This window comes from Leptospira harrisiae (assembly GCF_002811945.1).
GTDB lineage: Bacteria > Spirochaetota > Leptospiria > Leptospirales > Leptospiraceae > Leptospira_A > Leptospira_A harrisiae.
Genome location: NZ_NPDX01000004.1, coordinates 247,493 through 273,186, shown reverse-complemented (window position 1 = coordinate 273,186; position 25,694 = coordinate 247,493). Strand labels below are relative to the sequence as shown.

Here is a 25,694-nt window from a genome sequence, read left to right as displayed (position 1 = left end):
TTATGTGGATTCATAAAAAATCAATAAATCTTTCTATGTTGATTACGTCTTCTTTCATTATTTCAATTTCTTTCAGAGCTTTATCTATTTCGTTCTCTTTAATAAGATTTTCAATTTTAGTATAACCATTGACTAAATCTCTAGCACCAGCTACTTGGCTTGAACCTTTTAGGCGATGTGCAAGATGGGCTGCTTCTGTAAAATTTGAATTTCCTAATTGATCAATGAGTTTTGTTAAATCGTCGCGGTGATGTGTTTTAAATTTTTTTAGAATGGAGATTTGCTCATTTTTGTCGGCAACTATGTTTGAAAGTTCAAAAAGATCAATCGGTGCTTCTGCGCTGAGTGTGTTGGTAGAATTTTTTTGTAGAGGACTTGTTAAGGTAGGTATCCATTTCAGGAGAGCTTGTTTTAAATTGTTCAAACGTGCCGGTTTGATCAAAACTTCGTCCATACCCACGGATAGACAATGTTCATTTTCTTCGCTTAAAACATTGGCAGTATATGCAATGATTGGAATTTTCTTTTGACCACTATAATTTTCAAGATTTCTGATTTCTTTTGTCAAAGTATACCCGTCTTTTATCGGCATATGGCAATCGGTGATGATCAGATCATATTTGTTTTCGAGCCAAAGTTTCAATGCCTTGTCTCCATCTTCTGCGCCATCGGCTTGGAGACCAAAAGATTCTAGTTGTCGAATTAGAAGCTCTAAATTTACTGAATGATCATCAACGGCAAGAATTTTTGGAATGTAGGCCTTGTCTTGTACAATTGGCACTAAAATGTTATCGTCCATGTGAATTGATTCAAGTTCATCCAAATCTATTTTGAGAGTGGGAAGAGACAAAATGAAGCTAAATGTAGACCCCACATTTGGTGTACTTTCGATTGTGATTTCACCGTCTAACAAATCGGCCAACCGCCTACATATCGCAAGACCAAGTCCTGTTCCTCCATACAATCTAGCTGTATCAGCAGTTGCTTGTGTATAAGTTTGGAATAGTCTTGATTGGTCTTTTTTACTAAGGCCTATACCAGTATCTGTTACAGAAAATTGAATTTGTTGTGCATGAGAAAGTTTCTTTAACAATATAGCAGAAACTTGAATATTTCCTTTGGATGTAAATTTAATTCCATTACTTACAAAATTATTTAAAATTTGCGATATTCTTAGCGGATCCATCAAATGAGCACCAGAAATATTCTCATCAATGGTATAAGATAATTTTAATCCTTTGTTACTCGCAATATGTGAATAAGTTCTAACTACTTCAGAAAGTAATCGCCGAATCGATGTTGGTTGGAGAGATAATTCTAATTTTCCATTTTCGATTTTTGACCAATCCAGGATATCACTCAAAATTCGAAGCAAACTAGTCCCAGATTCAAGAGCATTTTGAACCATCCGTTTCTGATCCATAGTTAAAGTGGTTTGTGAGAGAAGTTCTAACATTCCTATGAGACCACTCAATGGAGTTCTAATTTCGTGGCTCATTGTAGCAAGGAAAGAGTCTTTTGCTTTGTTTGCCAATTCAGCATTTTCTTTTGCTTTTTCTAGAAAAATTTTTGCAGCAACTTCATCTGTAATATCACGAAAAACCAAGATGGATCCAATAATTTTGCCTGATCTGTTTCGAATCGGTGCACAATTATTAGAAATATTAATTTTTCTTCCATCTCGATGGATTAAAATTGAATCTTTGTGGTCACCTCTTAATTTTCCTGTTGCTAAAACTTCGAGGATTGGAATTTCTTTTTCAAAATTAGATTGTGCATGAATCATCTTTAAAATTTTACTTACCGGGTGACCCATCGCTTCTTTTTCTTTCCAGCCTGTTAGATCTTCGGCCACTGGATTCAGTCGATTCACAATTCCATGTTCATCTGTTGTAATTACTGCGTCCCCTATCGAACTTAAAGTGATCGATAAATTTTGTTCGCTATTTAATAATGCTTCGTTTTTTTCAATGACTTCTTTGGCCCGAGTGAACACTTCAGATTCCATTTTGACAATCTGATCTTGCATATCTTCGGTAATTTCTGATTGTTCTAATTTTTGTCGTTTTAAACTAACAAATTCTGTTACATCCTCTGCTCTATGAACAATACAAACTAAGTTGCCATTTTTATCTAAAACAGGGACATTTCTCGGACTCCAATACCTAACTTCAAATCCACTGTCATCTGGTTTTCGAATATCATACTTTTGTAATGTCATAGTACTTGCTACTTTATAGTTCAGCACTTGCATTAACGAAAATTTAAGTTGTTTGACTCCGTCGGCAAATTCATCATTCGGATTGTCTGGGAAGATTTCAAAAATATTATGTCCGATAACATTTTCTCTTTTGATAAGAGTTGCTTTTGCATATGCATCACTGATATCGATGATATTGAAATCCAGATCTAAAAGCATATACAACTCGGGAAGTGACTGAAAAATACATTGAAAGTCAATTTCTATTTTGTTTCGACTTTTAGAATGATTCTCAGATTTTAGCCCTTCTGTATCCATCTCTCTTTTCCATTATGGCAACAAAAATATAAAAAAGTAGAACAACATAAAATTTTAATATAGGCAATCAGAAAATATAACTTCTGTGAAGTGGTGGTTGTACTAAATTTTGCGATTAAACTTTCGTTTTGTCTTAGTTTTGATTTGTTTAGGGAAAAAGACAGGAAATGATCCTGCAGAACCTAATTTTGAAAAAGAATGTAACCAAATGAAAAGGGAGATTGGAGAACTAGGTGCGGTGATTCATTTGTTTTTATTTAAACAAAAGAATCACACCGCCAATGTCATCTGTGGTAGACCTTATTTTTTCTAGAAGTTTCGATAAGTTCTCACCTTCCGAAAATGTAGCATTTACGCTTGAATCCATAGCTTGAGCCACATCAGAAATTAGTTTCTGCGAGTTGTTTTGGTCCGCAATGTTTTCTTTGATTTCAGCTAACATTCGTGAAAGTTGTTCGGATTCCGAAATAAGTTTTTCTTTAATCTCCATTTGATTGTTTGCAGATTCGGAGATAAAATCAATTTTTTCAAAGATTTGTTTAACTTCACCAATGATTTCTTTATAGAGTTGGTTGGTTTCATTTATTTTTTGGCGATTGAGCGTAACTTCTTCTTTGTTGCGTTTTACGTTGTTATCAATTTCTTTGATGCTATTCGATGTTTGGGTTGCTAGTTTTGATACTTCTTGGGCAACAACAGCAAAACCACTTCCATATTCACCTGCTCTTGCTGCTTCAATGGATGCATTTAAGGCTAATAGATTGACTCGTTCGGAAATTTCTTTGATGACAATCACCATTCCTTCAATTTTTCCAGAACTAACCGCAATGTTTTCGATGACCTTTGCCATCTCTTCCATTGCTTTATTGCCTTTTTGAATTTTTTCTGTGATACCAAATGTTAACTGTTTGGAAAGGTTACTATTTTTTTCAGATTCATTGATGTGTTCGGAAAGTACACGAATGCTGTCAGATACTCTGATTAACGTAGAATAGTTGTTTGTTGATGCGTTTTCAATATTTGTCATATTGTCTGTCATTTTACGGACAGTCAAATCTAGGTTTTGTGAATAATCCTTTTGTCGAATCAAACTTGAATGGAAAGATTCATCAGCTAACTTGGCATTATCAACGGATGCTGAGAGGCCTCCCGTCGCATCTTTGAGAAGAATGATGATGTCTTGGAAGATATGTAGTAACTCATACAAAGAGAGTAAAATGGAATCCACTTCATTTGTTTTTTTGAGTTTTGATTTGATTGAGGGTTCAATGTTTAAGTTACCTTTTATGGCATTGACTATTATGCGTTTTATAGTCGAAAATTGTTTTTTGTACTGATTTAATTGCCTCAATACAAACGATAACATGATTACTGAGAAAATAAATCCTGTCGATTGCAGGATTACCATAGTCCAGCTAAAATCCTTTTGACCAAAGAGTGCATAGAGCACGGACAAAAGCTGGATGGTTACCAATACGATTGATAAAACTGTGTATTGAGTTGTTTTATTGAATTTCATTCTTGGAATCTAAACTGACTCCAACCATTTGAATCCTTCTTCTGGAGTTTCGAAGATTTTAACTTCAATTCCATTGGAAGCAAAAAAATCTACGAGATTTTTCTCAGACATAGCGGATAAGGCTGACTGAGGTTGTACGAGTGCCCATTTTTTCCAACCAGCTTTGATGGCACGCGGAGTCCAATCGTTGTTTAACCATTCCACATCTTCCGCAGTATGTGTTCCCATATTGCGATTGTCTGAAAGCCATTTGACTGCCTTATTTTGGATGAGAGCCTCAACACCTTTGTTTAAACTGTCTTTTAAATTGGCCCCAGTATTTTTCCCAGTTTGTGTAAGAACGACGATCTTTTTATCCTCTATGTATTCTGTAACTGCTGTGGGGCATTGAAATATTATCATCCGATTTTGTCCTTCTTGTTGAAGTGATTGATATTTCTAGAGACGAAAATTGCAAGGTAATTCTATTCCGAGTCATTGCTTTTTTTTGGTTTTATTGGTAAATTATGGGAGCGATGAAATCCTTTATCATTCGGTGAGTATTTGGATTTTACAGTATCATCTATATTGAACTTCATTAAATTCTAATTGATTTTATTGTTTTTTTCCACTTACAAATGAATCATTTGTGGCAACTTTATATAGGATAAAAATTTATGACTGAACAACGATATTGGGCAAACTCCGAACCATATCACCTAATAGAAGTTATGTTAGAAGAAGATAAGGTCATCTTTAAAGATTGGTTTGATTCGGGAAAAGACCCAAATCGTTATGATTGGAGTTTTGATGAGTTTTTATCGGGGGAAGGAAAATCTCAAATCGAATACCAATTGGGTATCAATTCGTATTTAGAAATTTTGAATGAGGTGAAGTTGAGATTTGGTAAAATTTAGATTCATTAGGAAGAGAACCGAATTAATTCATAATTTAATTGAATAGACTTGTATTCGAATTATAAAATAAAAAAGTTCTTATGTTTTTTTTGAACATTCAGATTTGATTCGAAGGTTGACCAATTGTCTCTTTTACATTTTAATTTGTTATATGAATTGTTTCATCTGCTTTTAACTTTGATGGTCACTGCCTTGTTGTATTCCATTTTTATAAATCGGAAGTACTACAAGTTTCTCGGACGGCTTCATTCATTCTTAGAATCATTCAATCGCAAAAATTCACTTTTATCGTTCCATTCAAATCGAAAGTAACCAACCAGCTAAACTGCGTTCAGAAAAATAATGAAAACAGGACTGAGTTTGAAAAGATTTTCTTGCATTCTGTTTTGATTGATATACATATAGGGGTATGGGTATTAAAAAATGAGAACAGTGATTTTGGGTGCGGGAATTTCGGGGCATACAGCAGCGACATTACTCAAAAAAAGTCTGGGAAAAAAACATGAGGTGGTGGTCATTTCACCTAACGCAAATTGGAATTGGATTCCTTCTAATATCTGGGTGGGTGTGGGTGCCATGGTTCCGAAAGAAGTCACTTTTGGATTAAAACCAGTTTATGATAAGATGAAGATTCAGTTCATCCAAGCAAAAGCACTGAGTCTGTATCCTGATGGCTCACTACAATCGAAAGAACCATACATTGAATATGAATCAACTGCACCTGATTCAAAAGGCCAAATCGGTCGCATCAGTTATGACTATTGTATCAATGCCACTGGTCCAAAACTAAATTTTTCCGCCACTCCTGGTCTCGGTCCTGAAGATGGAAATACAGTTTCCGTTTGTACATATTTACATGCAGAAGAAGCAAATCTGAAATTACAAATATCAATCGAAAGGATGAAAAAAGGTGAAAAATTAAATTTTGTTTTTGGGACAGGGCATGGAATGTGTACATGCCAAGGGGCAGCATTTGAATATCTGTTTAATGTAGATCATGAATTAAGAAAGGCAGGAGTTCGAGAAAATGCCAAAATCTTATGGATTTCCAATGAATATGAGTTAGGTGACTTTGGAATGGGGGGAATGCACCTCGAACAAGGTGGGTATGTTACAAGTAGCAAAATATTCGCTGAATCACTGTTTACGGAAAGAGGAATTCAGTGGAAAACTAAAGCTCATGTAACAAAAGTCGAATCAGATAAAATATTTTATACAACATTAGATGGTGAATGTGGTTTTGTGAAATTTGACTTTTCAATGTTGATTCCACCTTTTAGTGGAGTCGGATTAACTGCATTTGGGAAAAATGGCGAAAATATCACCTCTACATTGTTTGCTGCCAATGGAATGATGAAAGTCGATGCAAACTATGAAACAAAACCATTTGAGAAATGGGATGCAAAAGATTGGCCGAGCACTTACCAATCACCCTTTTATTCTAATTTATTTGGGATTGGCATTGCGTTTGCACCACCACATCCCATTTCAAAAGTCATGAAAAATAAAGATGGAATTCAGATTTCTCCCACACCTCCAAGGACAGGAATGCCTTCCGCCATAATGGGTAAAGTTGTCGCACAAAACATAAGCCACCAGATCAAATTTAAAACAAAAGAAATAAAACACAATGCATCAATGGCGGAGATGGGTGCGGCTTGTATTGCTTCTGCGGGGAATGGAGTGATATCTGGATCTGCTGTCTCCATGACAGTATACCCGATTGTTCCTGATTATAAAAAATATCCTAAATGGGGTAGGTCACTTACATACACAACAGGTGAGATTGGTCTTGCGGGACACTGGATCAAAATGATTTTGCATTATATGTTTATGTACAAGGCAAAATGTAAACCGGGTTGGTGGTTGATCCCTGAATGATTGGAGATAATTATGAATACAAATGAAGTCGTTGAATTGGTATTATTGGAAAAAGAGGATTTGCACTCCTCTTATGAACAAGGCGACTTTACTGCAGTCCCAAATGGAAAAACAAAATTTTTTAGAACTTTTTTGATTTGGCAGTTACTTCGTTTTTTTTGGATTAACATTCGTATGATGGTAATGATTTTTAAGTCTCATCATTAGCGGAACGTTTGAGTCTATTTGCCAGCGTCATCTTTCGTAAAAGCATATTTAGTTGTTCTAAACAAAAAGGAAATTTATTAATTCTTTTTTTGTTGCCTACTCTTGTTTTGTCTAGGAAATAAGTTTACGGACATTATGGCATCTTATTCTAAGAAAGATTATTTCATCATCGGTTCTCTTTTATTTTTGAGTCTGGTTCCTACACTTGCTGGGATCTTTCGGTTACTACAATTAACCACCGGTGGAAATATAACAACCGATAGCCAAAGGTTCTTCAATGACCCAATCCCTGTTTTCGTTCATATAGTTGGTGTTATTTTTTTTGGTGTTCTTGGTGCCTTCCAGTTTTCACCTGGGTTTCGGAAACAACATATCCAGTGGCATCGAATTTCGGGAAGATTTTTGGTGTTCATGGGACTTATTTCTGCATTGTCCGGCTTATGGTTAACACTAACATACCCTCGTGTTCCGACGGATGGTGATTGGCTGTATGGAATTCGGTTGGTTGTGGGTATTTGGATGACCGCTTGTATATCCGTTGGATTTATTTTTATTTTAAAAAGAAATATCTCAAAACATAGTCATTGGATGATTCGTGGTTATGCGATTGGCATGGGAGCAGGAACCCAAGTATTCACACACTTGCCATGGTTTGTCTTTATGAGTGGAGAACCTTCCGGAATACCTAGAGATTTAATGATGGGGGCCGGTTGGTTCATTAATTTTATTTTTGCTGAATGGGTGATTCGAAAAAAGAAATTCTAAAGCCCGGAAAGGAACTTTTGACTCTTTTTGCAGGAGTGGGTGTAAAAAGTGAGTGTTGTCATTTTGTTGATAGAATGGTGTATATGCACTTTTCTTGCTACTTAGGTGGTTTGAAATGAAATACTCTCATGAAGATTTAAAACAAATTGGATTGTCCTGTTTGAATTTAAGCCTCCGAAGGACAAGTCGGCTCGTCACGAGTTATTATGATTCAATGTTAAAACCATCTGGGCTTCGGATCACACAATTCACCGTACTTGCCGGGATTGAATATGGAAAAGATCTCAGTATTACTGATCTTTCTCGCGTTACTGACATTGATCGAACTACTTTGCAGAGAAGTTTAGAAATTTTGAATCGAGACGGTCTAATCAATATAGAAAAAAAAGAAATTGGTAATGTAAGGAGTCTCACTCTAACAAAAAAGGGGGAATCCAAATTGGCTCAAGCGATAGAATTTTGGAGGTTGGCACAAAAAACAATGATTGATGAGTTGGGGAAATCTGCGTTCAAACTAACCTTAAATAGTTTAACCGAATTAAGAGAGCTTCCTGTTTTGCAGGTTGGTTTGGAAACCGAGTAAATAAATAGAATGGTTTAAATTTAGCAAAAACTGATTAGTATACAGTGTATATACACTATAAAAGGAGAAAACAATGGTAGTTATATTAGATGGAGTCAGAACTCCGTTTGGAAAATTTGGTGGTGGATTAAAAGATTATAGTTCGTCAGAGCTTGGGGTCATTTCGGCAAAAGAAACGATTCGTAAAACAGGATTGGATCCTGAAGAAATTGAAGAATCCATTTATGGGAACGTAATCCAAGATGATAAGGATTCTGCCTATCTGGCAAGACATATTGGGCTGAGGTCAGGGCTAAAAGAAAACTCAAGTGCACTTACGGTCAATCGCCTTTGCGGATCTGGAATGGAAAGTGTTATCATTGGTTCCCGTAAAATTCTTTCATTTGAAAACGATCTATTACTTGTTGGTGGAACCGAATCCATGAGTAATGCTCCTTTTGTTGTAAAAAATGTTAGGTGGGGAAATAAGTATGGAGACACAATACTCGAAGACCGTTTAGCACAAAGTTTAACTGATTGTTTTGTAGATTTAACAATGGGAGAGACTGCTGAAAACATTGCAAAACAGTATCAAATTTCTAGATCGGATCAGGATGATTGGGCGGGTATTTCTCAAGTCCGCGCAGAAAAGGCAACAGAGTCAGGAGTATTATCTGAAGAGATAGTTCCCATGATTAGTAAAGGGAAAAATGCAATTGTCATCCAAAAGGATGAACAGATCCGAGGAGTGTCCTGTGTTGAACAACTTAAGAAATTACCGACTGTTTTTCTGAAAGAAGGGAGTGTCACTGCAGGGAATTCTTCAGGGATCAATGATGGAGCCACATCTCTTCTCATTGCGTCGGAGAAATGGACTCAAAAGAAAAATCTAAAACCATTGGCAAAAATATTAGGATATGCGAATGTAGGTTGTGATCCTAAAATGATGGGCCTTGGTCCAGTTTTTGCTATCCCAAAAGCATTGGCAAATGCTGGAGTTCAGATGGATGAAGTAGATTTGTTTGAAATCAACGAAGCTTATGCCGCCCAAACTTTGGCTGTTATACGAGAGTTAAAATTAAACCCAGAAAAAACGAATGTGAATGGAGGAGCCATTGCCATTGGACATCCACTTGGTGCCAGCGGAACACGTGTCATACTCACTCTTGCCTATGAGTTGCGAAGAAAAAATTTGCGTTTTGGAGTGGCTTCTCTTTGTATCGGTGGAGGGCAAGGGATTGCAATCGTATTAGAGAATTCTGATTTTTGAAATCGAGCGATATCCTAAAGGGCCAAGTTTTTTCCTTTATTTACATGGAAATTCTTGGCCATTTTTTCTAAGAACGTTCATTCTGGTTTTCGAGCGCTTTTAAAACGTTTTTAACGGTTTTTGGAAATTAATTAAATTTTTCTTTAAAAAATCATTGTTTTCCTTTTTTTTCAATGCACATTGCAACTGTTAAGTTTATAATATGCTAAAATTTGGAATATCAGTATGAAAGTTAATTTTACATTTTTATTATTACTGAGTGTATTGTTTTGTAAACCAGCAAAAAATAATGACCTCACCGATGCATTGATTTTAGGTTCATTATTTCTTTCTCAGAAAAATATTTCATTTCGAATTGTGGATCCACAAAACTCACAATTTTTATTTCAAAATACACGGTCTGGTCTTGGAAACCAATCTCTCCCAAGTCGGTTTTTAAATGACGGGAAACTAAACCACTCAGTAGGTTGTCAGCGGGCAAGGATAGAAGTTCGATCCATTTTTTTATGGGAAAAAGGGATTATCTCTTCTGGCCAAGAACGAATCACAAATGCTTCGACAGTCGTATTTGATGGGAAGTGGATTGATAACCTAAGTGGTGGTCGAATGAAAGTTTCGTATCCGCTTGATTCGGGAAAAACAATTTTTGGAATTGGAGGTCCCGAAAATACTAATGCATTTGCATGGAAAGACGGAAAGTATGATCGGATCGGCCTTCATATTGGTTATATCAAATGCGAATTAGATGAAACTAAATTAGTTAACCCGCATAACAAATATTTTATCTACAATATGTGGAATGAATCGGAACAGGGAAAGGCCGACCCTCAGCATGGAAAAAGAAATTTTGTTATGGCATATCCGTTTGATGACGGAATTGAAAAAGTAAATACGATCGAATATCCAATATCTGCAACAACAGGTTATTTGGCATTGGACACTCTCAAGAACTATCATCCACGTGTTCATAAAAATGCTGGTACAGAGGCAGCTGAACTTGCGGATCCCATTGGGAATCCATTCTGGGGTTTGTTAACTGCTCCATTTACAGACAGATTGGATTTTGAATATTTAGACAATGATTATATTATGGATCGTTATAATGAAGACGGTTTGATTGTTTTAGAATTGCCAGAAGGAAACAGAGAGACATTGGTTTTAAATATGTCTTCGTTGTATAATTTTGTTTACCAAACAGAACAAGGAATGCCTTTCGCTAAGTTTTCTTCCATTGATTTTTTGAAGTTTGATTATAAACCAAATGAATATAAAGAATACTATTTCAATCCAAACTTTATTTCTACAAATGGAAAATACTTAGACCAATGGGTACTTCCGACACCTGGACCAGGCCAACCAGATCCAACAAATGGTAGGGACATTGGTTACTTTCTTCCCAAATTTTCGATTAGCAAAGAGTAAAATAAAAATTTAAATACTAGTAAAGCCTCCGGAATGGAGGTTTCTAACAAATAGGATCTCTAGTTTTCGCTTTTCATTTTTATGGTTTTAAAATTTGATAGAAGCAAAAGTTAATTCCAATGCTCAGTATCATCATTCCAACAGACAATGGCGAAAATTCCTTATTTCAGAATTCACTTGTTGGGTTTGCCAACCATCCAGAAATTGAGATCATACAGGTAAGTACATCGGAAGCCTTTACCAGGGCGGAACGATTGAATATTGGTTTCCACCAATCAAAAGGGGAAATTGTATTATTCCATCATCCCAGAACGGAACTGCCCAAAGAAGCTATAAACCATTTAATCCAGCTCAGTGGACAAAAAGAAAATAAAAACATATGGGGTGGTTTTATACATCAATTTGATAAAGAACATTTTTTACTAAGATTAATTTCATGGTATTCGAATTGGATTCGTGTTAGGTGCAAGGGAATAGTTTATCTGGACCATTGTATCTTTTTTGAACGAAACCTTTGGAGTTCAGATTTAAGTTTGGACTTTATTTTTGAAGATACAGAGTTAAGTTTAAAATTTAGAAAAATTGTATGGCCAGTTTTACTTCCTTATACTGCTGTTACTTCCGCTCACCGATTTGAAAAAAATGGGATACTAAAACAATCTTTCCTCAATTTGTTTTTAAAGTTGGGACATTTTCTCCACTTGCCGTCTTCACTACTTTTTTCATTTTACCAAAGATAATCAAAAAATAAATACTTTTGACAATCATTGGTATTTGTTAAGAAAAAGAAAAAATTTGATATTTAGAAGTTTTAAAGTAAATGATTTTGTTCAATAAAAGATCCAAATCTTACAATAGAATGGATATTTTTTGATTTGCAAATACCAAATAGATCGGTCATATTCATTCTGACTGTCAATCTAGATAAAAAAAGGAACAATAGATGTATGAATCGATTTATACTTTTTCTCTTACTCTCTTTTCAGATCAGTTTGTTTGCCGAATCAAAACCAATTTATGAAATTTGTAAACCTGAGATCGCAACTTACTGTTTGGGAGTGAAACCTACCAAAGCTCGGATTTTGCAATGTTTGAAAGAACGTGGAAAAAATTTATCGGAGGAGTGTACCAAAGCTGAAAATATCCTATCGGAAACTATGAAAGAAAAGTCACAGGGATTCTGTAAGGATGATGTAAGTGAATACTGTCGTTGGATCATCCCTGGTGGTGGCCGAATTTTAAAATGTTTATTTCAAAATGAAGCTTCTATTTCAACTAAATGCAAAGATGTATTAAACGAAACCTGACAAGCGCTAGTGGATGCGTAGGGCCTTGGTCTGCCGACTGGCAGACGGGAGCGTAAGCGGACCCCGGAGGAGCCCGGCCCATTAAACTATAAGACCAACAAATTACATAGGATTGGGAGCGCCAAACTTTTGCTAAATTTGATGGTTTTGTTTTTTAGAGATGGAAGTCACCGTTTGCTTCCGGTTGGTATTTGATTTTGGTGATTTGAAAATGATTTTCTCCGCCTGGGAATTTCCATTGAATGACATCTCCGGTTTTATATCCTAAAACGGCGGTTCCAATTGGTGCTAACACTGAAATTTTGTTCTCTTCTGTGTTGGCTTCTTCAGGAAAAACCAGTTGGAATTCTTGAAATTCTAGTTCTCCGAGGTTTTTCAGCTCGATTATTGAGTTCATCGTAACAAAGTTAGGTGGAATTACCTGTGAGTCCACTTTTTGGGCTCTTTCAATTTCTCCCAAAAGATCTTTAACATTGTGGTCCACTTTGTTTGTTTTGCTATGATTCGAAATCATTAATTTTAATCGGCCATAGTCAAAATGGGTTAGACATATTTTGTTTTGCGTATTCATGAAAGTACTCCTTTAATTTTGTGCAAAACTTTATAATATAATTTAGATGAAAGTTCTGTCAAGGCAGATTGGTTCTACAACCCTGGTATGTATGTATAACTTTCTTGACAAAAATATAGATTTTTATATTGTTGCCATAGCAACAATATGCATGATTCATTCGATTTAGAAAATTCCTATGCTTATTTGATTTATCGAACAGTGAGAGCCTTGCGACGTCAGTTCATGAGGCTAGCATCGGCCAATGGATTGGAATTATTTCCTGAGCAGTGGTTTGTTCTGGTTCGTTTGATGAAACAACCTGGTTGTAGTCAATCTGATCTGGGAAGGGATTTTGATGATAGACCGTCAATGGCACGTGCGCTTCGAAATATGGAAGAGAAGGGATGGATTAAAATTCAATCTGATCCAGAAGATCGAAGAAAAAACCAGGTTTATCCAACAAAAAAAGGATCTGAGATTTATGAATTGATGGTGACTGTTGTTACAGAGGAACGGAAAAGAATGTTTAAAAAACTTTCGGCCCAGGATTTTAAAAATTTCAAAAGAATCATCGATCAAATTTATGAGGAATCATTGGATTGATTTTTTTATATTATTGTTGCTATAGCAACAATAATAAGTTAACGGATGATTGGTGTAATTGTATTTTAGTAATCGCAAAAGAAGGATAAAGATAATGACAAACCAAACAATAGTAGAAACAAATCAGGAAGTATTGAAAAGAGAGTTCCTCTCTCTTATGAAGAATATTGATGAACGGAAAATTGCAGAAGTGGAATCTGCGTTTCATTCGGACTATACGGATAGCGTATCTATCAAAGGAAATACTTCTGTATTTAGTTCCGATAAAACAAAGTATATTGATTCCCTAAAAGAAGGCAAAATTGGTGGGGTGGACAGGGCTGTGACCATCCATTCGATTGAATTTTTGGATCAATTTGGATTTGTAAAAGCTGATTTGGAAAGTCCAGTGATGAAGTTTCAATCTTTGTATACGTTCTACAACAACCAAGATGGATGGAAGATGATCAAAGCAGTGGTGGTGGCTGAAAAGAAATAAATGAATTAAAAAATGACGAGAGGTTTTTTGATTGAATGGGATGATCCCCTGATTGAAAAACCTTTGAAGTTTATTCTTATTTTTTTAACTCTTTATAACGAAAACAACTTTCTATATGGTCATTGACAAGTCCGCAGGCTTGCATATGTGCATAGATGACCGTACTTCCTACAAACTTGAATCCTCGTTTGATTAGATCCTTACTTAAAACATCTGATTCTTTTGTGGTGGCAGGGACTTCACTTAAACTTTTTCTATTGAGATTGATAGGTTTTTGACCAACAAAACTCCAAATGTATTGATCAAAAGAACCGAATTCTTTTTGAATCTCTAAAAATCGTTTTGCATTGTTAACAGCAGCATTTACTTTTAGTCGGTTGCGAATGATTGCTGGATTGAGTAGAATGGCTTCAATTTTTTTCTCGCTGAATCTTGCTACTTTGACTGGATCAAAGTTTGCAAAAACTTTTCTGTAACCTTCTCGTTTCTTTAAAATTGTTGACCAACTAAGACCCGCTTGTGCTCCTTCTAAAATTAAAAATTCAAAATGAGTTCTATCATCATGAACTGGCACTCCCCATTCCTCATCATGGTATTTTATATATTGATCAAACTTGAGACACCAGGAACATCTTTGTTTTTCAGTGGAAATTTTTGTAGCCATATATAATGAATGGGACAATAGCCGAAATTTTGAAATACAATTTTTTGAAATAAATTATCGCTTTCTTTGATACAAATTTATGAAGATTAATTTAACTTTCTAAATTATTTGTTCATCTGATCGAGAAAAAGATCAATTGCATTATCTCTTTCCTTTAATTTTCCAAATAAGATGCCATAATGGTTTGTTTTTATTTCTTTTCCTGTTGCATTGGGTATTCGTTCTAACATTGATAAAAATGATTCTTTAGGCAAAAGGTCATCGTTCGGAAATAAATTCATTTCCGTAGCACGGAGGATAAGGGTCGGAGTAGGGATCTTCTCAAATTCTAGTTTTTTGTTTTCAATCATTTTGGTTATAACGCGTTTGGGATTTTGAATTAAGTATTTGAATACATGAAACAAATTCATAGAACCACCCATTTCTTTTAGTTCTTCCTCCATCACATATTTTGGCATATGACAGATATAACCTTCTTTGGTTTTTTCTAATTCAAGCCGGAAGTATTCTTCAATTTCTTTTGACCATTGAGGCACTAGAGGAGAGCTTTTTACTAGATTTAAATATGCATCGATTGAAGGATAAACAACGTCCAATCTTTCAAAAGATTGTTGTAAAACTTTAAGGATTTGAATCCGTTTTGCAAGAGAAAGAAGTCCACCTCCGTCCATAAGGATGATTGCTTTTGCGATTTCAGGAAAAATTTGAACATAACGAAGTACAACCATACAACCAAATGAATGTGCAAAAAATATAGGTTTTTTGATTTTGTAATGATTGATGATCTTTTGTAAATCGTTAATATGATTGTGAAATCCATAGCCGGAATTTGGTTTATCTGACTTTCCTCTTCCCCTTAGGTCATAAGAGATCACACGATGGCCTAGGCGGTTTAAGTGCTCGGCAAGAGATTTCATTGAGTATAAGTTTCCTGATAAACCGTGTAAACAAACAATCGTTTGTTTATTTCCATGCCATAACCCCACATGAATTTTAATTCCATTAGAATCAATCCACTCTTCCGTGTACTTTTTGGGAAAGGTTTTGGCTTTTGGTTTCTTCATAAGATCGATTAGAAATTAAATGAAACTCCTTGCAATTGAAATTATAAATAGATTTCTTAGATTATAATTTCTGTTGTTTTTGTTTGTTTCAATTTTTATACTACGCTATTTTTCGTAACGAAATTGTAATATAACTTTCGTAAATAGAATTTCTCTAAAATGATTCCCATTGAGATAGTGAGTTATGCCTGTTCAAATTGCGGAAAGTGATTTGGATCAATGGGCAAGGAATCGTGGGTAAATGATAGATGCTTAGAGGAATGAAACGTCTTAATCGATATGAAAATAGAATTTTAAAAATTGTAAAGTTAGGTGGTAAATTAGTCAGGTTTAAACAGTATGGTTTTTCCACAAGAACAGAAGGTGGGTTTCGTTTTCCTATTTATGTTTTAGAGATTGGAAAAGAAAATGCCATCAAACGGAATGTAGCTGGTCTTGTGGCTGGTGTTCATGGTCTCGAAACCATAGGTATCCGTGTTTTGTTGGATTTTTTGGATGATCTATTTGCACGTAAATCTTCGAAATTGTATCAAGAGATTAAAGACGGTGAATTAGGGATTGTTTGTATCCCGATTTTAAATCCTGGCGGTGTTGCGATGAAACGTAGATCCAATCCGCGTGGAGTTGACCTGATGAGGAACTCGGGAGTGGAAGCAGTAAAGGCTCCTTTCTTTTTTGGTGGTCACAAAATTTCGAATGTATTTCCATATTACCGAGGAAATATATTACAAGCGGAGTCTAGAGTATTAGATCGATTTTGTAATGAATATTTTTTTTCAGCCAAAAATTCGATGATACCTGTTATTGATATTCATTCAGGATTTGGAGCTGTTGACCATGTTTGGTGGCCTTATGCTGGTACACATGAACAATGTGTGGATGAACCATTGTTCCAAAAAATTGCAAATTATTTAACAACTAACTTAAATCATATACTTTATCGTTTTGGACCGCAAAGTGAAACTTATACGACACATGGAGATCTTTGGGATCGTCTGTACAATGAATTTCAAAAACCGAAAGACCTTTCTGGTGTATCAAGATTTCTTCCATTAACTCTGGAAATTGGAACCTGGTCTGATATCCAACTAGATCCTTGGAAGGTATTTCGAAAACGCGGAATTTTTAATCCAGCAAGAGAATCAAAAAAAGAATCAATCATAAGTCATCGTAAGTTTTTAACGGATGTATTGCGATTAGCTAAAATGAATCCAGAAGAGTTACCTTGATCGGTTGTTAGAGTGTATTTTTTTTATTTATTAAGTTCTCTACCCAAAAACTTACCTTTGCCGAGTAAATAAAGGGTAACGCGGTCGACGTTATCTTTTTTACTTTTTTCCGATTTGATTTTAAAGATATACCTCATGATTTCATTTTGGAGAGATGGGCTTAGGCTCTGAAATTTAGTTTTTGTTTTTTTGTTTTTTTCCAGAGCTTCTTCTAGTTCGGGTGAAACAGGGTGTTCGATTGAATCTGGATTAAATTTAATTTCAAAATGAGCTCTATCACCCACTTCTTTTTTGGCGGCCTTTCTCATTGGAGTATTGAGATACAGTCGCCAATCTCCCTTATATTTAACAAGTGTTTGGGTGAATTCAAATCCTTCCATTTTGAGAAAAATTCTAATTTTGCCCTTATCCTTTTTTGCTTGCTCCATTATAGAGTTTAGAATGTTTTTGGGCAAAAAAAACAAACGGATTAATCCCAATGATTTCAATTTTGGCAGAAAATGGTAAATATTGGAAATTGGTCATTCTGTTTTTTTATGAAATTAATTTTGATTTAAACAATCATTTTTTAGTACGATATCGTAACTTTTATACAGAGGGTGTTATGTTCCCTTTTTCTTAAAATTATCACTTTACCATAAACAAAACCCTGTTATCGTATGTCCTCTGGGAATGCGAATGGTCACTTGGGTATTGGTAAAAAATGTATCAAATCAGTGAAGTATTAAATCTTATTTTTGACACCATAGGGTTACTCATCACCTTACGACTGCTTTGGTCTGGGTTAATACCCAAATTCTATTTTTTGATTTTGGGATTTGTTTGTGTTTGGCTTGGCAATATTTTCACAGTAGTTGAGGGGTATATTTTTCCTGACTTTTTTAATTTATTAGAACATTTATTTTTCTTTATTTCTTCGCTTCTCTTTTTGGTGAGTTTAAAAAAAGAAATTTTGGTGACTACACACTAATATGAGTTTTATTGCGTTACTAAATCTTGCCACACTATTAGTTTATGGTATCGCAATTGTATTGATCGTAAAGAACTTAGTTCATAGGCCCTCATATCGAGGGGAAGGTGCATTTGTTTTAATATTGGCGATTATCCCATGTTATGTGAGTATTTCGAATGTTTTTGAACATGGTTTTTTTATAGATTATTTTGATGATTATGAAGGCTTTTTTAAAGATCTTTACGCAATGTTCTTTTTAATTTATTTGTATGTTCACTCTGTCAAAAAAGAGCAAACTCAAAGGATCGAACATGAAAGACAAATTAAATCTGATTTCAAATTAAAAACCAAATTGCTCACTGAGATTCATCACCGAGTGAACAATAATTTACAAATTATTTCCGGACTTTTGGCGATGCAAGTTGAATCAGAGAACGATATAAAATTGACTACTTCGCTTGGTTTAATTCAGAACCGTATTATGGCGATTGCATCCGTTCATAAGATTATTTATGGTTCACCAAATTTACTGTATGTGGATTTAAATCTTATTTTTGATTCTATATTAGGAAATTTAAAAAATACATACATTAACAAAGAAAATAATGTAGAATTATATGAGAAAATTGAAGAGGGATTAGAAATGGATTTGGATCGGGCGATCCCTATGGGTTTGATTCTAAATGAGTTAGTTTCTAATTCCTTTCGTCATGCTTTTATGAATCGAAACCATGGAAAAATTATCGTAAACCTTGGTAAAACTATAAACCAATTTGTTCTTGTTGTAAAAGATGACGGAAATGGAATTGATAATTCTATTTTAGATGGAAAAGGAATGGGGTTATCACTCGTTAGAAACCTTGTAAAGCAGTTGCGGGGGACAATGGAAATCAAAAAAGAAAATGGTGCCACTGTCGAAATCAAATTTCCAATATTAAACGAAAGTCAAATTCATATTTAATTATCATTTTGGTTCTTTTTAAGGGACGTTTACTTTACCGGTTATGTAATTGTCAACAAATCCATTTGGGCCATCTTTTACAAGGTAAGAAGAAAGAACAATACATGCTGGTGAATATGCTGTAACATCAAATACTCGATCATCGGTTTTATACTCGCCAATTCCAATGGGTGCAAACTGTTCTAACCATGATAGGTTAACAGGCCCTGATCCGCCGCTTGGAGTAGTGCTATCTGCATCTAATGAAAGATATTCCTCTGAATTTGTTTCAATTTTTGTTTTTGCAGTATAACTCATTTGGTTTCCAACTAAGTCTACGACTAAACAATGTGTGTTACAATTTCCTATTACCGTGGGTGCATTAACACTTCCAAGGCAAGGAGAGGGTGGAGGCGGTGGTGGAGTTGTATCAATGCTTCGATTCCCTTTTGCATTTGTATTCGAACCAACTACTATAATTTTATAAGATGCATTTAATTCAGGTGTTAAAAATAAAAAATTTTGTAACGAACTGTCAAAGTAAGTTGCGGATATATAATTGATTACGTTGTAATTATCAGCTGCAAGAGCAATGATGCTTGGTCTTCCAATGTATGCATCTAATTTAGTGAACTGACTTAAATCAGCTCCAGCTTGGAACTTAACTCGAATGACTTGGTATTCGGTTCCACCGATGAGAGAACGTTTTGTTTCATATGTGATTGCAGGTAATGAAATGGAATTCGGTGGAATCGCTGGTGGAGAAGGTGGAGTTGTATAAATTTCTCGAAAGGAAATTATTTTTCCCTCTCTTTTGAGTGTTAAAATAACTTTGAAACTTTTTGTATAATCTGAATATGAGAATGGAATCGATTTTGTTTGGTACAAATCTTCCTTTTGGGTAAATTGACCAGTAACTTGGTTTGTTTGAGTGCTGAAGGAAATTTGATTTGGATTTCCTAAAAATGCTTCTACTGTTTCCGAATCTCCTTTAGCTTCTTTTAATTTATATTCTATGAGTATGTCCTGGAAATGGATGTTTCCATCTTTTCGATAAAATGTTTTTGCTTCTGCAGATTGAAATTTTTCCTCGAGTGAAGAAGATATTGGATTACCAACAAAACTCAGAAGGGCAATTGCTGATAAATCCTCTTTACTGGATTCTTTGTTGCACGATAATAAGGAAAAAGTTGAAATTAGAAAAAAAGAAAAAAACAGGCTTTTCATATATATATATGTACAACAATTGAGAAGAATGTATTATTCTAAATTTTGTGAATATTAAAATTTTTACCTGCTCATATATTAGAATATATAGAAATATATATGTTGTCATGAGATTATTGATTCATTAGGATTTTCTAAGGATTTATGCTACGACTAAAATTTCTTTGGCAGGGTTTTCCCTAGGAATAAACTATAAGAAAAGAATTTCATCCAATTGTCTGATGCAGTGAGTGGCTGCATCTTTAAAAGGAAATTTACCTTCTGGATCAATATACACGGTATCCACTCCGGCAGCTTTCCCCGCTTCTAAATCATAAATATAATCACCTATCATGACAGTGTCATTTGGGTTTGCCTCCCAAAGTTCCATCAAACGTATGATTCCTTCTGGATCTGGTTTTGGTAAGACATGTTCTCGGCAGAAGATAAAATCTGTTTGGAAATAAGTGAAAAGACCCGTTACTTTTAATGTTTCAACCGAATTATTAAAACTATTTCTTGTAAGTATACCTAAATTGTTAGATTGTAAGTTGATTTTTTGAAGTAATTCAAAACTACCGGGAGATGGATTTGCTAATCTCGCAATTTCTAATTCGATTGCATCCAACAGAGTATGTTTCTCCAAGGATTCTTTAGGAGGTAATCGAGAAAGTGATGTTAGTATATCTGTGTCTTCAGGAAGACCTAACTGTCGTTTAATCTCGGAAAAATTATGCATTGCAATCGTCAAGGTACCATCCATATCGAAAATCCAATTCTTTTTTTTCTGGTAGAACTTCATTGTGACAAATCCATTTTTGTGTTTATATTCCTGAAGTAATGTTCTTCCTTTAGAGGAAGAGAGAGAAAAATTGGCTCGGGATTTAGGTTTTTGATCCTTTTTTGTAATGAATATTCCATTCTTTCTTCTAGAAAAATATTTTTTATCCATTCAGACAAAAGTTCTGATGTATAGATACCACATAATGGTTCTACACCAGTCTTCGAATTATAAAAAACACCTTGCACTGGTTTGGTTAAACATATTCAGGTTCCTTACATTCAAATTTATTAAAAATTCCTGGATTAGAATTAGTATCACTAAGACTTCCAGGTGGTACAAACACCAAACCACCGAAAGGTGCACTTCTTTGTTCCTGCAATTCTGTTGGGCGTGGTAATATTGAAGAAGAAATTAAAAATGGAGCTAAAAATTTAGATGTCATTATGGTGAGTACTGGCGCCGGTACCGGGTGTGGGAGCTGTCGACCAGAGGTGAATCAAATCATCAAACAAATGTTAGAACATCCCCAAACTGCTGTTTGAACCTAGTTTTCGGCAATTTCAGCCCATTGAAACCGAGATTATCCATCTAAGACGGACAATTTTCCTAGTTCTGCGGAAGGTAGTATCACAAGAATTACTTGAAAATGAGACCTAATCTCATTTTATTGGAAATATCCTCAGCTCGGAGCCTTCGTTGAAAGCAAAAACTTGGTATAAGTTGCATTTGGTCCTCGGAATATTTGGGGCTAGTTTCCTTTTGGTTTTGGGAATGACTGGTTCCCTTCTTGTTTATGGAAAAGAATTACAGACGCTCACAGGTGTTCTTACCGTTCAGGAAAAAAAGGAGCGATTGCCCTTTGACCAATTATACGAACGTTTGTTAGAGCAAGTTCCAGAAGGCAGTGTTGCTGGATGGTTGGTTTCAGATATAAAAAACCAAGCAGATCAAGTTTGGTTCCATAATAAGGAGATACCAAGTAAAGAAATAGTTTATTTGCTCAATCCTTATGATGGGAAAGTCGCGGGAAAATTAAAAGAAGATCGTAGCAATAGTTTATACGGTTTCCTTCTTGTTTTGCATTATAGTCTTTTTCTTGGAGGTATTGGCTATTTTTTCACAGGATGTATTGCTTTGGTATATTTAATTTTGGCAATTAGTGGAATTAAACTTTATAAACGATTTTGGAAAAGCCTTTTACGATTGCGTTTGAAAGAGAGTATGCAGATTCTATTTTCCGATTTACACAAGTTTGTTGGTATCAATGCTATTTGGTTTCATCTGATATTAGCAATCACAGGTGGATGGTGGAGCTTACGCGACACTTTGATTCTAAGTCATCCAGAAGAAAATGTAGTACACAATATATGGTCACCCGAGGATTCAATCAATCAATTGTTAGAACAAACAAAAAAAGAAATCCCGGGATTTCAATTGGGATATATATCCTTTCCACACCATTCGAAAGAAGAGCCAATTGGATTTTATGGAAATCGTTTTGATTCATCGGGACTAGAAAGCCGATATGGTTCCTATGTCCGTTATGATGTAAAATCAAAACACATATTTGATAAGATAAATATGTCGGAAGAGAGTTTTTGGAATCAAGTTTTGGATTCTTTTCGGCCATTGCATTTTGGCACATTTGCAAATCATTTTAGTAAAATTCTTTGGGTGGTTGGTGGGCTGACACCGGCAATATTAGCAATCAGTGGAATTACTATTTTTTATATCAAAAGAAAGAATAGAAGAAGAACCCAAAAAAAACTTTTGAGTTCTTCCGTTTGAATTTATTTTATTGCCAACATTTACTAGGGTCGTAACAAACGTAAGTGCCTTTGAATCTTTCACAAGCTTCTTTGGCACTTTTTAAATCTGTGACTCCATAATAAGCATTTGCTGGAATTAAATATTTATGTTCACCTTCTGTTGTATATGCGTATGGGATTAGATCATTGATTCCATCCACTCCATCGTAATGACAAGCAGCAACTTTATTTGTGATAGCACAAGGCCCACTCAGTCTTTCTACCACAATTTGAATTCCTATTGCATTTCCAATGGTTGCATACGTTTGTTCCATATCTTTTTCCCATTCTGCTTGTTTTTCTAGGTAAGCAGTTGAATACTCTCTACAAAACAAATGTGGTCCATTTTTGATGCTGAATCTATGGCTATAAGCAACATTTAAACCTAGCCGTTGTGCTTCGCTCATGCTGTTTGCATTGATTTGTTGGAGTGCTAACATCGAAACCAGATCGTCGCTGGTAACCTTGTCTTTCGGGTCAAATAAATCACATTGGAATACGAAGAGTCCAGTCGTGATTAGGATAAGAAGGGATTTAATTTTTGTTTTCATTTGTTTCTCCAGAAATTTAAATTTTATAAGTTAACATAAATCCGTATGTTTTTGGTGCACCGGGTACTGCTTGGAAAGTTCCATCGATGTAAGACGTAAAGTAGTAGCGGTCATTGATATTGTTCATATAAAGATAAGCTGAGATTGTATCTGTTTCGTATCCAACTCTTGAGTTGATTACGTAATATGGGTCGCTATAAACTGTGTTATCTGCGGCAAAATACATTTGGCCAACTGCTTGGAATTCACCGCGAAAGAATATTCCATATTCATTTCTGAATTGTAAGTAACTTACAATATCATATTTAGGTATGAAGTGAACCCACTTACCATTGAAGTCACGGTTGAGAACAGAATCGTGAAACTTATTAAAAATTCCTTCTGTGTAACCTGCTGATAATCCAATTTTGGTATCTTTTTGTGGTTTGATAAATGTTTCTAATTCGTAACCTCGAATCGTTACAAGTTCTGCATTGAGATTTACATATTGTGATAAATTAATTGCACGTACAACATGGAAGTCTTGTGTTTCCGTATAAAACTGAGTGTATTTTAATCCAAATTTTCCTTTAAAAAATTCTGATTTAATACCAGCTTCGATTGTATCATTAATCTCTGGTTTGAATGCTGCTTGGTTTGGGATATTGACAACTGTGCTATAACCTGCGTTTTTATATCCGCGACTAAAACCTATAAAAAACATAAGATTGTTAATCGGTTTGTAATCAAATATCATACGAGAAACATTGTAATTGTAGCGGTTGTTGATAGTGTATGGATCTGATAAAACAAGAGTTTCTCCTAAAGGATTGTTGGCTCTGGAAATTCCAACTGCTTGTTCTGTATGGGAAAGTTGGCTTTCTTGTCTTTCTAATCTAGCTCCGAGTGTGATTGTAAATTTTTCTGCAAATGTATAACTATTGTGAGTATAAAAACTTATATTTCTATCATGAAGTCTTGAGAGATTTTTCTCCCTTGCCGGTGCACTTAGTCCAGGAAAATCATTGATTACATAAACTTGAGATCTATGTTCTCTTGCTTGGTCTATATTTGTAATTTTGTTTGAAGTATAAATTCCAGCTTTAAATTGTAATGGATCATTTTTGTCTTTCGATTCAAAATAGATGTCATTCAGAAAGGTTGTGGCCTTTTCTACATAAATAGATCTATTTTGGTCTGTAGTAGTAAAATCGGAATCTGCTGTGATTGGATCTATATCCATCTTTCGAATCGCAGAAGCTGTTTTTAGATTTGTATGAGGGAGTTTGGTGGTTGTGGCAAGAGAATAAGTGTTTCCAGTTACATTACTTTTTCCTTCGTAATCCCAATATACCTTTCTATCTCCATTGACTCTATTGATATAGGTTCCATATAACTTAGAACAGTTGGATGGTTGGGCAACACAACCTTGCAACAAAGCCTTTTCTCTTTCTGATTTGGCACCTAAATAGTTTACTAAATTTAAAGATCCATCATCGAAACTTTCTGCACTAATTTGAAGATCAGCTTCAAAAATTTCGTTTGGAGTAAAAAATAAACGAAAACGTCCAGCTCTTCCTTTTCTTCCATCTGGATGTGTTTTGTAAATTTCTACAGGTAGTTCGTAAGGACGATTGTTCGGATAATAAAATCCAGTTATATTAGATAGATATCCTTCGCGTTCTGTACTTTTACCAGCAATACCAAAAAATAATTTATCTTTGATGATGGGTGCATTATAGTAAATGGATGTTTCTTGTTTTTTATAATTTCCAGCATCATACGTGATTTTTCCTTCGGCAACGTTGGTTGGTTTTTTTGTTCTAATTTCTACAACTCCACCTTGAAAGTTTTTTCCAAATAAAGTGGCCTGGCTTCCTCGATATACTTCTATATTTTCTAGACCATATAACTCAGTGTTAAGTGCAACATTGTCGTTTAATGGAATCCCATCTAAAATCAAACCGACCGCAGGTTCGCTGAAGGCGATACTTCGCATACCTCGGATGTTAAAATAAGTAAAATTTCGTGATCCTGAATCGATAATGGAAAAATTGGGAACTTGTTTATCAATGTCATTGGTCCGATTGATTCCTGCGTCTTGGATGTCTTGTTCGTTCAAACGACTAATGCTATTGGGTGTTCTAAGAATTTCGCGATCCCTCGGATCCTTTTTTCCAGTGACTCGAATTCCACTTTCCATTGGTTTCGAAGTTGAGTTTGGTGTGGGCTCCGCCTGTCCGTTTCCGGCTTGAGGATTTTTTTCCTGAGTTTGCGAAAGTAGCGGGGTGGTGGATACAATTGTTATGAGGGCGAAAACCGAAAAAAGTTTGGATCCTTTACCAGGCGAGATGCCAAAAATAGATAGTTTTGGAATTCCGAAAGAACTATTATTCTGAGATCGATTCTCAAAAAGGAAAATCATGTGGCCATTGCCTCAGAAATGCCGTCTTATGTCGATAATTAAATGAGATAAAGACTCAGTATCGTTTATATAGGATTTCCCTTAAATTCTTGAGATGGCTTGAATTTAGGT

Annotated in this window: 26 protein-coding genes and 1 pseudogene; 16 read left to right on the top strand and 11 right to left on the bottom strand. The window is 35.0% G+C overall.

Features of this window, described 5'->3' with window-relative positions; translation table 11 throughout:
• Positions 1-10: 10 nt before the first annotated feature.
• The 3 genes from CH364_RS14605 to CH364_RS14595 form a co-directional block, all read right to left on the bottom strand.
• Complete coding sequence (locus CH364_RS14605; protein ID WP_100744215.1) at positions 11-2,518, bottom strand: ATP-binding protein; 2,508 nt, start codon at positions 2,516-2,518, stop codon at positions 11-13.
• Positions 2,519-2,771: 253 nt separating this feature from the next.
• Positions 2,772-4,037, bottom strand: a complete 1,266-nt coding sequence (locus CH364_RS14600; protein WP_100744216.1) for a methyl-accepting chemotaxis protein — start codon at positions 4,035-4,037, stop codon at positions 2,772-2,774.
• A gap of 9 nt (positions 4,038-4,046) precedes the next feature.
• On the bottom strand, positions 4,047-4,439 hold the full coding sequence (locus CH364_RS14595) for an STAS/SEC14 domain-containing protein (RefSeq protein ID WP_100744217.1): 393 nt from the start codon (positions 4,437-4,439) through the stop codon (positions 4,047-4,049).
• Between the two features lie 254 nt (positions 4,440-4,693).
• On the opposite strand from CH364_RS14595, the gene CH364_RS14590 reads away from it, so the two are divergent.
• The 9 genes from CH364_RS14590 (at position 4,694) to CH364_RS14550 (ending at position 12,347) form a co-directional block, all read left to right on the top strand.
• Positions 4,694-4,933, top strand: coding sequence for a hypothetical protein (locus CH364_RS14590; protein WP_100744218.1), 240 nt, complete (start codon positions 4,694-4,696; stop codon positions 4,931-4,933).
• Between the two features lie 423 nt (positions 4,934-5,356).
• The gene (locus CH364_RS14585) at positions 5,357-6,814 is read left to right on the top strand and encodes an NAD(P)/FAD-dependent oxidoreductase (protein WP_100744219.1); all 1,458 of its coding nucleotides are present in this window, start codon (positions 5,357-5,359) and stop codon (positions 6,812-6,814) included.
• A 12-nt stretch (positions 6,815-6,826) separates the two neighbouring features.
• Positions 6,827-7,021: a hypothetical protein gene (locus CH364_RS14580; RefSeq protein WP_100744220.1), complete on the top strand. Its 195-nt coding sequence runs from the start codon at positions 6,827-6,829 to the stop codon at positions 7,019-7,021.
• Positions 7,022-7,156: 135 nt separating this feature from the next.
• Entirely contained in the window at positions 7,157-7,786 is a 630-nt protein-coding gene (locus tag CH364_RS14575) for a DUF2306 domain-containing protein (protein ID WP_100744221.1), read from the top strand.
• 115 nt (positions 7,787-7,901) lie between these two features.
• Positions 7,902-8,369, top strand: coding sequence for a MarR family winged helix-turn-helix transcriptional regulator (locus CH364_RS14570; protein ID WP_100744222.1), 468 nt, complete (start codon positions 7,902-7,904; stop codon positions 8,367-8,369).
• A 73-nt stretch (positions 8,370-8,442) separates the two neighbouring features.
• Positions 8,443-9,618 carry a thiolase family protein gene (locus CH364_RS14565; protein WP_100744223.1) on the top strand — a complete coding sequence of 392 codons (1,176 nt, stop codon included), beginning with the start codon at positions 8,443-8,445 and terminating at the stop codon, positions 9,616-9,618.
• A 225-nt stretch (positions 9,619-9,843) separates the two neighbouring features.
• Positions 9,844-11,040, top strand: coding sequence for a hypothetical protein (locus CH364_RS14560; protein ID WP_100744224.1), 1,197 nt, complete (start codon positions 9,844-9,846; stop codon positions 11,038-11,040).
• Between the two features lie 119 nt (positions 11,041-11,159).
• On the top strand, positions 11,160-11,780 hold the full coding sequence (locus CH364_RS14555; RefSeq protein WP_100744225.1) for a hypothetical protein: 621 nt from the start codon (positions 11,160-11,162) through the stop codon (positions 11,778-11,780).
• A 207-nt stretch (positions 11,781-11,987) separates the two neighbouring features.
• Complete coding sequence (locus CH364_RS14550; RefSeq protein ID WP_100744226.1) at positions 11,988-12,347, top strand: cysteine rich repeat-containing protein; 360 nt, start codon at positions 11,988-11,990, stop codon at positions 12,345-12,347.
• A 154-nt stretch (positions 12,348-12,501) separates the two neighbouring features.
• Here the strand turns inward: CH364_RS14550 and rnk are convergent, their stop codons facing one another.
• The gene (rnk, locus tag CH364_RS14545) at positions 12,502-12,918 is read right to left on the bottom strand and encodes a nucleoside diphosphate kinase regulator (protein ID WP_100744227.1); all 417 of its coding nucleotides are present in this window, start codon (positions 12,916-12,918) and stop codon (positions 12,502-12,504) included.
• Positions 12,919-13,065: 147 nt separating this feature from the next.
• Here rnk and CH364_RS14540 point away from each other — a divergent pair, with 147 nt between their 5' ends.
• Both CH364_RS14540 and CH364_RS14535 read left to right on the top strand, forming a co-directional pair.
• Positions 13,066-13,503 (top strand): MarR family winged helix-turn-helix transcriptional regulator, encoded by a 438-nt coding sequence (locus CH364_RS14540; RefSeq protein ID WP_100744228.1) that lies wholly within the window; start codon positions 13,066-13,068, stop codon positions 13,501-13,503.
• Between the two features lie 94 nt (positions 13,504-13,597).
• Complete coding sequence (locus CH364_RS14535; protein WP_207762266.1) at positions 13,598-13,981, top strand: nuclear transport factor 2 family protein; 384 nt, start codon at positions 13,598-13,600, stop codon at positions 13,979-13,981.
• A gap of 76 nt (positions 13,982-14,057) precedes the next feature.
• On the opposite strand, the gene CH364_RS14530 is transcribed toward CH364_RS14535, so the two are convergent.
• Both CH364_RS14530 and CH364_RS14525 read right to left on the bottom strand, forming a co-directional pair.
• Positions 14,058-14,645, bottom strand: coding sequence for a DNA-3-methyladenine glycosylase I (locus tag CH364_RS14530; RefSeq protein ID WP_100744229.1), 588 nt, complete (start codon positions 14,643-14,645; stop codon positions 14,058-14,060).
• A 104-nt stretch (positions 14,646-14,749) separates the two neighbouring features.
• A complete protein-coding gene (locus CH364_RS14525; RefSeq protein WP_100744230.1) occupies positions 14,750-15,709 on the bottom strand; it encodes an alpha/beta fold hydrolase in 960 nt (319 codons plus the stop codon).
• A 248-nt stretch (positions 15,710-15,957) separates the two neighbouring features.
• Between CH364_RS14525 and CH364_RS14520 the strand changes: the two genes are divergently transcribed.
• On the top strand, positions 15,958-16,938 hold the full coding sequence (locus CH364_RS14520; protein WP_100744231.1) for a M14 family zinc carboxypeptidase: 981 nt from the start codon (positions 15,958-15,960) through the stop codon (positions 16,936-16,938).
• A 23-nt stretch (positions 16,939-16,961) separates the two neighbouring features.
• Here CH364_RS14520 and CH364_RS14515 read toward each other — a convergent pair whose 3' ends face one another.
• A complete protein-coding gene (locus CH364_RS14515; protein ID WP_243401383.1) occupies positions 16,962-17,366 on the bottom strand; it encodes a YdeI/OmpD-associated family protein in 405 nt (134 codons plus the stop codon).
• Positions 17,367-17,641: 275 nt separating this feature from the next.
• Between CH364_RS14515 and CH364_RS14510 the strand changes: the two genes are divergently transcribed.
• Both CH364_RS14510 and CH364_RS14505 read left to right on the top strand, forming a co-directional pair.
• Positions 17,642-17,908 carry a hypothetical protein gene (locus CH364_RS14510; protein ID WP_100744232.1) on the top strand — a complete coding sequence of 89 codons (267 nt, stop codon included), beginning with the start codon at positions 17,642-17,644 and terminating at the stop codon, positions 17,906-17,908.
• 1 nt (position 17,909) lies between these two features.
• A complete protein-coding gene (locus tag CH364_RS14505) occupies positions 17,910-18,851 on the top strand; it encodes a sensor histidine kinase (protein WP_100744233.1) in 942 nt (313 codons plus the stop codon).
• An 18-nt stretch (positions 18,852-18,869) separates the two neighbouring features.
• Here the strand turns inward: CH364_RS14505 and CH364_RS14500 are convergent, their stop codons facing one another.
• Both CH364_RS14500 and CH364_RS14495 read right to left on the bottom strand, forming a co-directional pair.
• On the bottom strand, positions 18,870-20,057 hold the full coding sequence (locus CH364_RS14500) for a hypothetical protein (protein WP_100744234.1): 1,188 nt from the start codon (positions 20,055-20,057) through the stop codon (positions 18,870-18,872).
• A gap of 190 nt (positions 20,058-20,247) precedes the next feature.
• Entirely contained in the window at positions 20,248-20,838 is a 591-nt protein-coding gene (locus CH364_RS14495) for an HAD family hydrolase (RefSeq protein ID WP_100744235.1), read from the bottom strand.
• Between the two features lie 239 nt (positions 20,839-21,077).
• Between CH364_RS14495 and CH364_RS14485 the strand changes: the two are divergent.
• Positions 21,078-21,362, top strand: a pseudogene (locus CH364_RS14485) ((2Fe-2S)-binding protein); the annotation flags it as partial.
• A 154-nt stretch (positions 21,363-21,516) separates the two neighbouring features.
• Positions 21,517-22,608 carry a PepSY-associated TM helix domain-containing protein gene (locus tag CH364_RS14480; protein WP_100744236.1) on the top strand — a complete coding sequence of 364 codons (1,092 nt, stop codon included), beginning with the start codon at positions 21,517-21,519 and terminating at the stop codon, positions 22,606-22,608.
• A 7-nt stretch (positions 22,609-22,615) separates the two neighbouring features.
• Here the strand turns inward: CH364_RS14480 and CH364_RS14475 are convergent, their stop codons facing one another.
• Positions 22,616-23,179, bottom strand: coding sequence for an LIC_11695 family lipoprotein (locus CH364_RS14475; protein ID WP_100744237.1), 564 nt, complete (start codon positions 23,177-23,179; stop codon positions 22,616-22,618).
• A gap of 16 nt (positions 23,180-23,195) precedes the next feature.
• Positions 23,196-25,583, bottom strand: a complete 2,388-nt coding sequence (locus tag CH364_RS14470) for a TonB-dependent receptor (protein ID WP_100744238.1) — start codon at positions 25,581-25,583, stop codon at positions 23,196-23,198.
• Positions 25,584-25,694: the final 111 nt, after the last annotated feature.

What these genes read in the sequence shown, in the direction of transcription:
- CH364_RS14600 (WP_100744216.1), bottom strand. Translation starts at nt 4,037, where the DNA reads ATGAAATTCAATAAAACAACTCAATACACAGTTTTATCAATCGTATTG.
- CH364_RS14535 (WP_207762266.1), top strand. Translation starts at nt 13,598, where the DNA reads ATGACAAACCAAACAATAGTAGAAACAAATCAGGAAGTATTGAAAAGA.
- CH364_RS14515 (WP_243401383.1), bottom strand. Translation starts at nt 17,366, where the DNA reads ATGGAGCAAGCAAAAAAGGATAAGGGCAAAATTAGAATTTTTCTCAAA.
- CH364_RS14605 (WP_100744215.1), bottom strand. Translation starts at nt 2,518, where the DNA reads ATGGATACAGAAGGGCTAAAATCTGAGAATCATTCTAAAAGTCGAAAC.
- CH364_RS14585 (WP_100744219.1), top strand. Translation starts at nt 5,357, where the DNA reads ATGAGAACAGTGATTTTGGGTGCGGGAATTTCGGGGCATACAGCAGCG.
- CH364_RS14495 (WP_100744235.1), bottom strand. Translation starts at nt 20,838, where the DNA reads ATGAAGTTCTACCAGAAAAAAAAGAATTGGATTTTCGATATGGATGGT.
- CH364_RS14505 (WP_100744233.1), top strand. Translation starts at nt 17,910, where the DNA reads ATGAGTTTTATTGCGTTACTAAATCTTGCCACACTATTAGTTTATGGT.
- CH364_RS14570 (WP_100744222.1), top strand. Translation starts at nt 7,902, where the DNA reads ATGAAATACTCTCATGAAGATTTAAAACAAATTGGATTGTCCTGTTTG.
- rnk (WP_100744227.1), bottom strand. Translation starts at nt 12,918, where the DNA reads ATGAATACGCAAAACAAAATATGTCTAACCCATTTTGACTATGGCCGA.
- CH364_RS14550 (WP_100744226.1), top strand. Translation starts at nt 11,988, where the DNA reads ATGAATCGATTTATACTTTTTCTCTTACTCTCTTTTCAGATCAGTTTG.
- CH364_RS14560 (WP_100744224.1), top strand. Translation starts at nt 9,844, where the DNA reads ATGAAAGTTAATTTTACATTTTTATTATTACTGAGTGTATTGTTTTGT.
- CH364_RS14540 (WP_100744228.1), top strand. Translation starts at nt 13,066, where the DNA reads ATGCATGATTCATTCGATTTAGAAAATTCCTATGCTTATTTGATTTAT.
- CH364_RS14500 (WP_100744234.1), bottom strand. Translation starts at nt 20,057, where the DNA reads ATGAAAAGCCTGTTTTTTTCTTTTTTTCTAATTTCAACTTTTTCCTTA.
- CH364_RS14565 (WP_100744223.1), top strand. Translation starts at nt 8,443, where the DNA reads ATGGTAGTTATATTAGATGGAGTCAGAACTCCGTTTGGAAAATTTGGT.
- CH364_RS14475 (WP_100744237.1), bottom strand. Translation starts at nt 23,179, where the DNA reads ATGAAAACAAAAATTAAATCCCTTCTTATCCTAATCACGACTGGACTC.
- CH364_RS14595 (WP_100744217.1), bottom strand. Translation starts at nt 4,439, where the DNA reads ATGATAATATTTCAATGCCCCACAGCAGTTACAGAATACATAGAGGAT.
- CH364_RS14575 (WP_100744221.1), top strand. Translation starts at nt 7,157, where the DNA reads ATGGCATCTTATTCTAAGAAAGATTATTTCATCATCGGTTCTCTTTTA.
- CH364_RS14530 (WP_100744229.1), bottom strand. Translation starts at nt 14,645, where the DNA reads ATGGCTACAAAAATTTCCACTGAAAAACAAAGATGTTCCTGGTGTCTC.
- CH364_RS14520 (WP_100744231.1), top strand. Translation starts at nt 15,958, where the DNA reads ATGCTTAGAGGAATGAAACGTCTTAATCGATATGAAAATAGAATTTTA.
- CH364_RS14470 (WP_100744238.1), bottom strand. Translation starts at nt 25,583, where the DNA reads ATGATTTTCCTTTTTGAGAATCGATCTCAGAATAATAGTTCTTTCGGA.
- CH364_RS14555 (WP_100744225.1), top strand. Translation starts at nt 11,160, where the DNA reads ATGCTCAGTATCATCATTCCAACAGACAATGGCGAAAATTCCTTATTT.
- CH364_RS14525 (WP_100744230.1), bottom strand. Translation starts at nt 15,709, where the DNA reads ATGAAGAAACCAAAAGCCAAAACCTTTCCCAAAAAGTACACGGAAGAG.
- CH364_RS14510 (WP_100744232.1), top strand. Translation starts at nt 17,642, where the DNA reads ATGTATCAAATCAGTGAAGTATTAAATCTTATTTTTGACACCATAGGG.
- CH364_RS14580 (WP_100744220.1), top strand. Translation starts at nt 6,827, where the DNA reads ATGAATACAAATGAAGTCGTTGAATTGGTATTATTGGAAAAAGAGGAT.
- CH364_RS14590 (WP_100744218.1), top strand. Translation starts at nt 4,694, where the DNA reads ATGACTGAACAACGATATTGGGCAAACTCCGAACCATATCACCTAATA.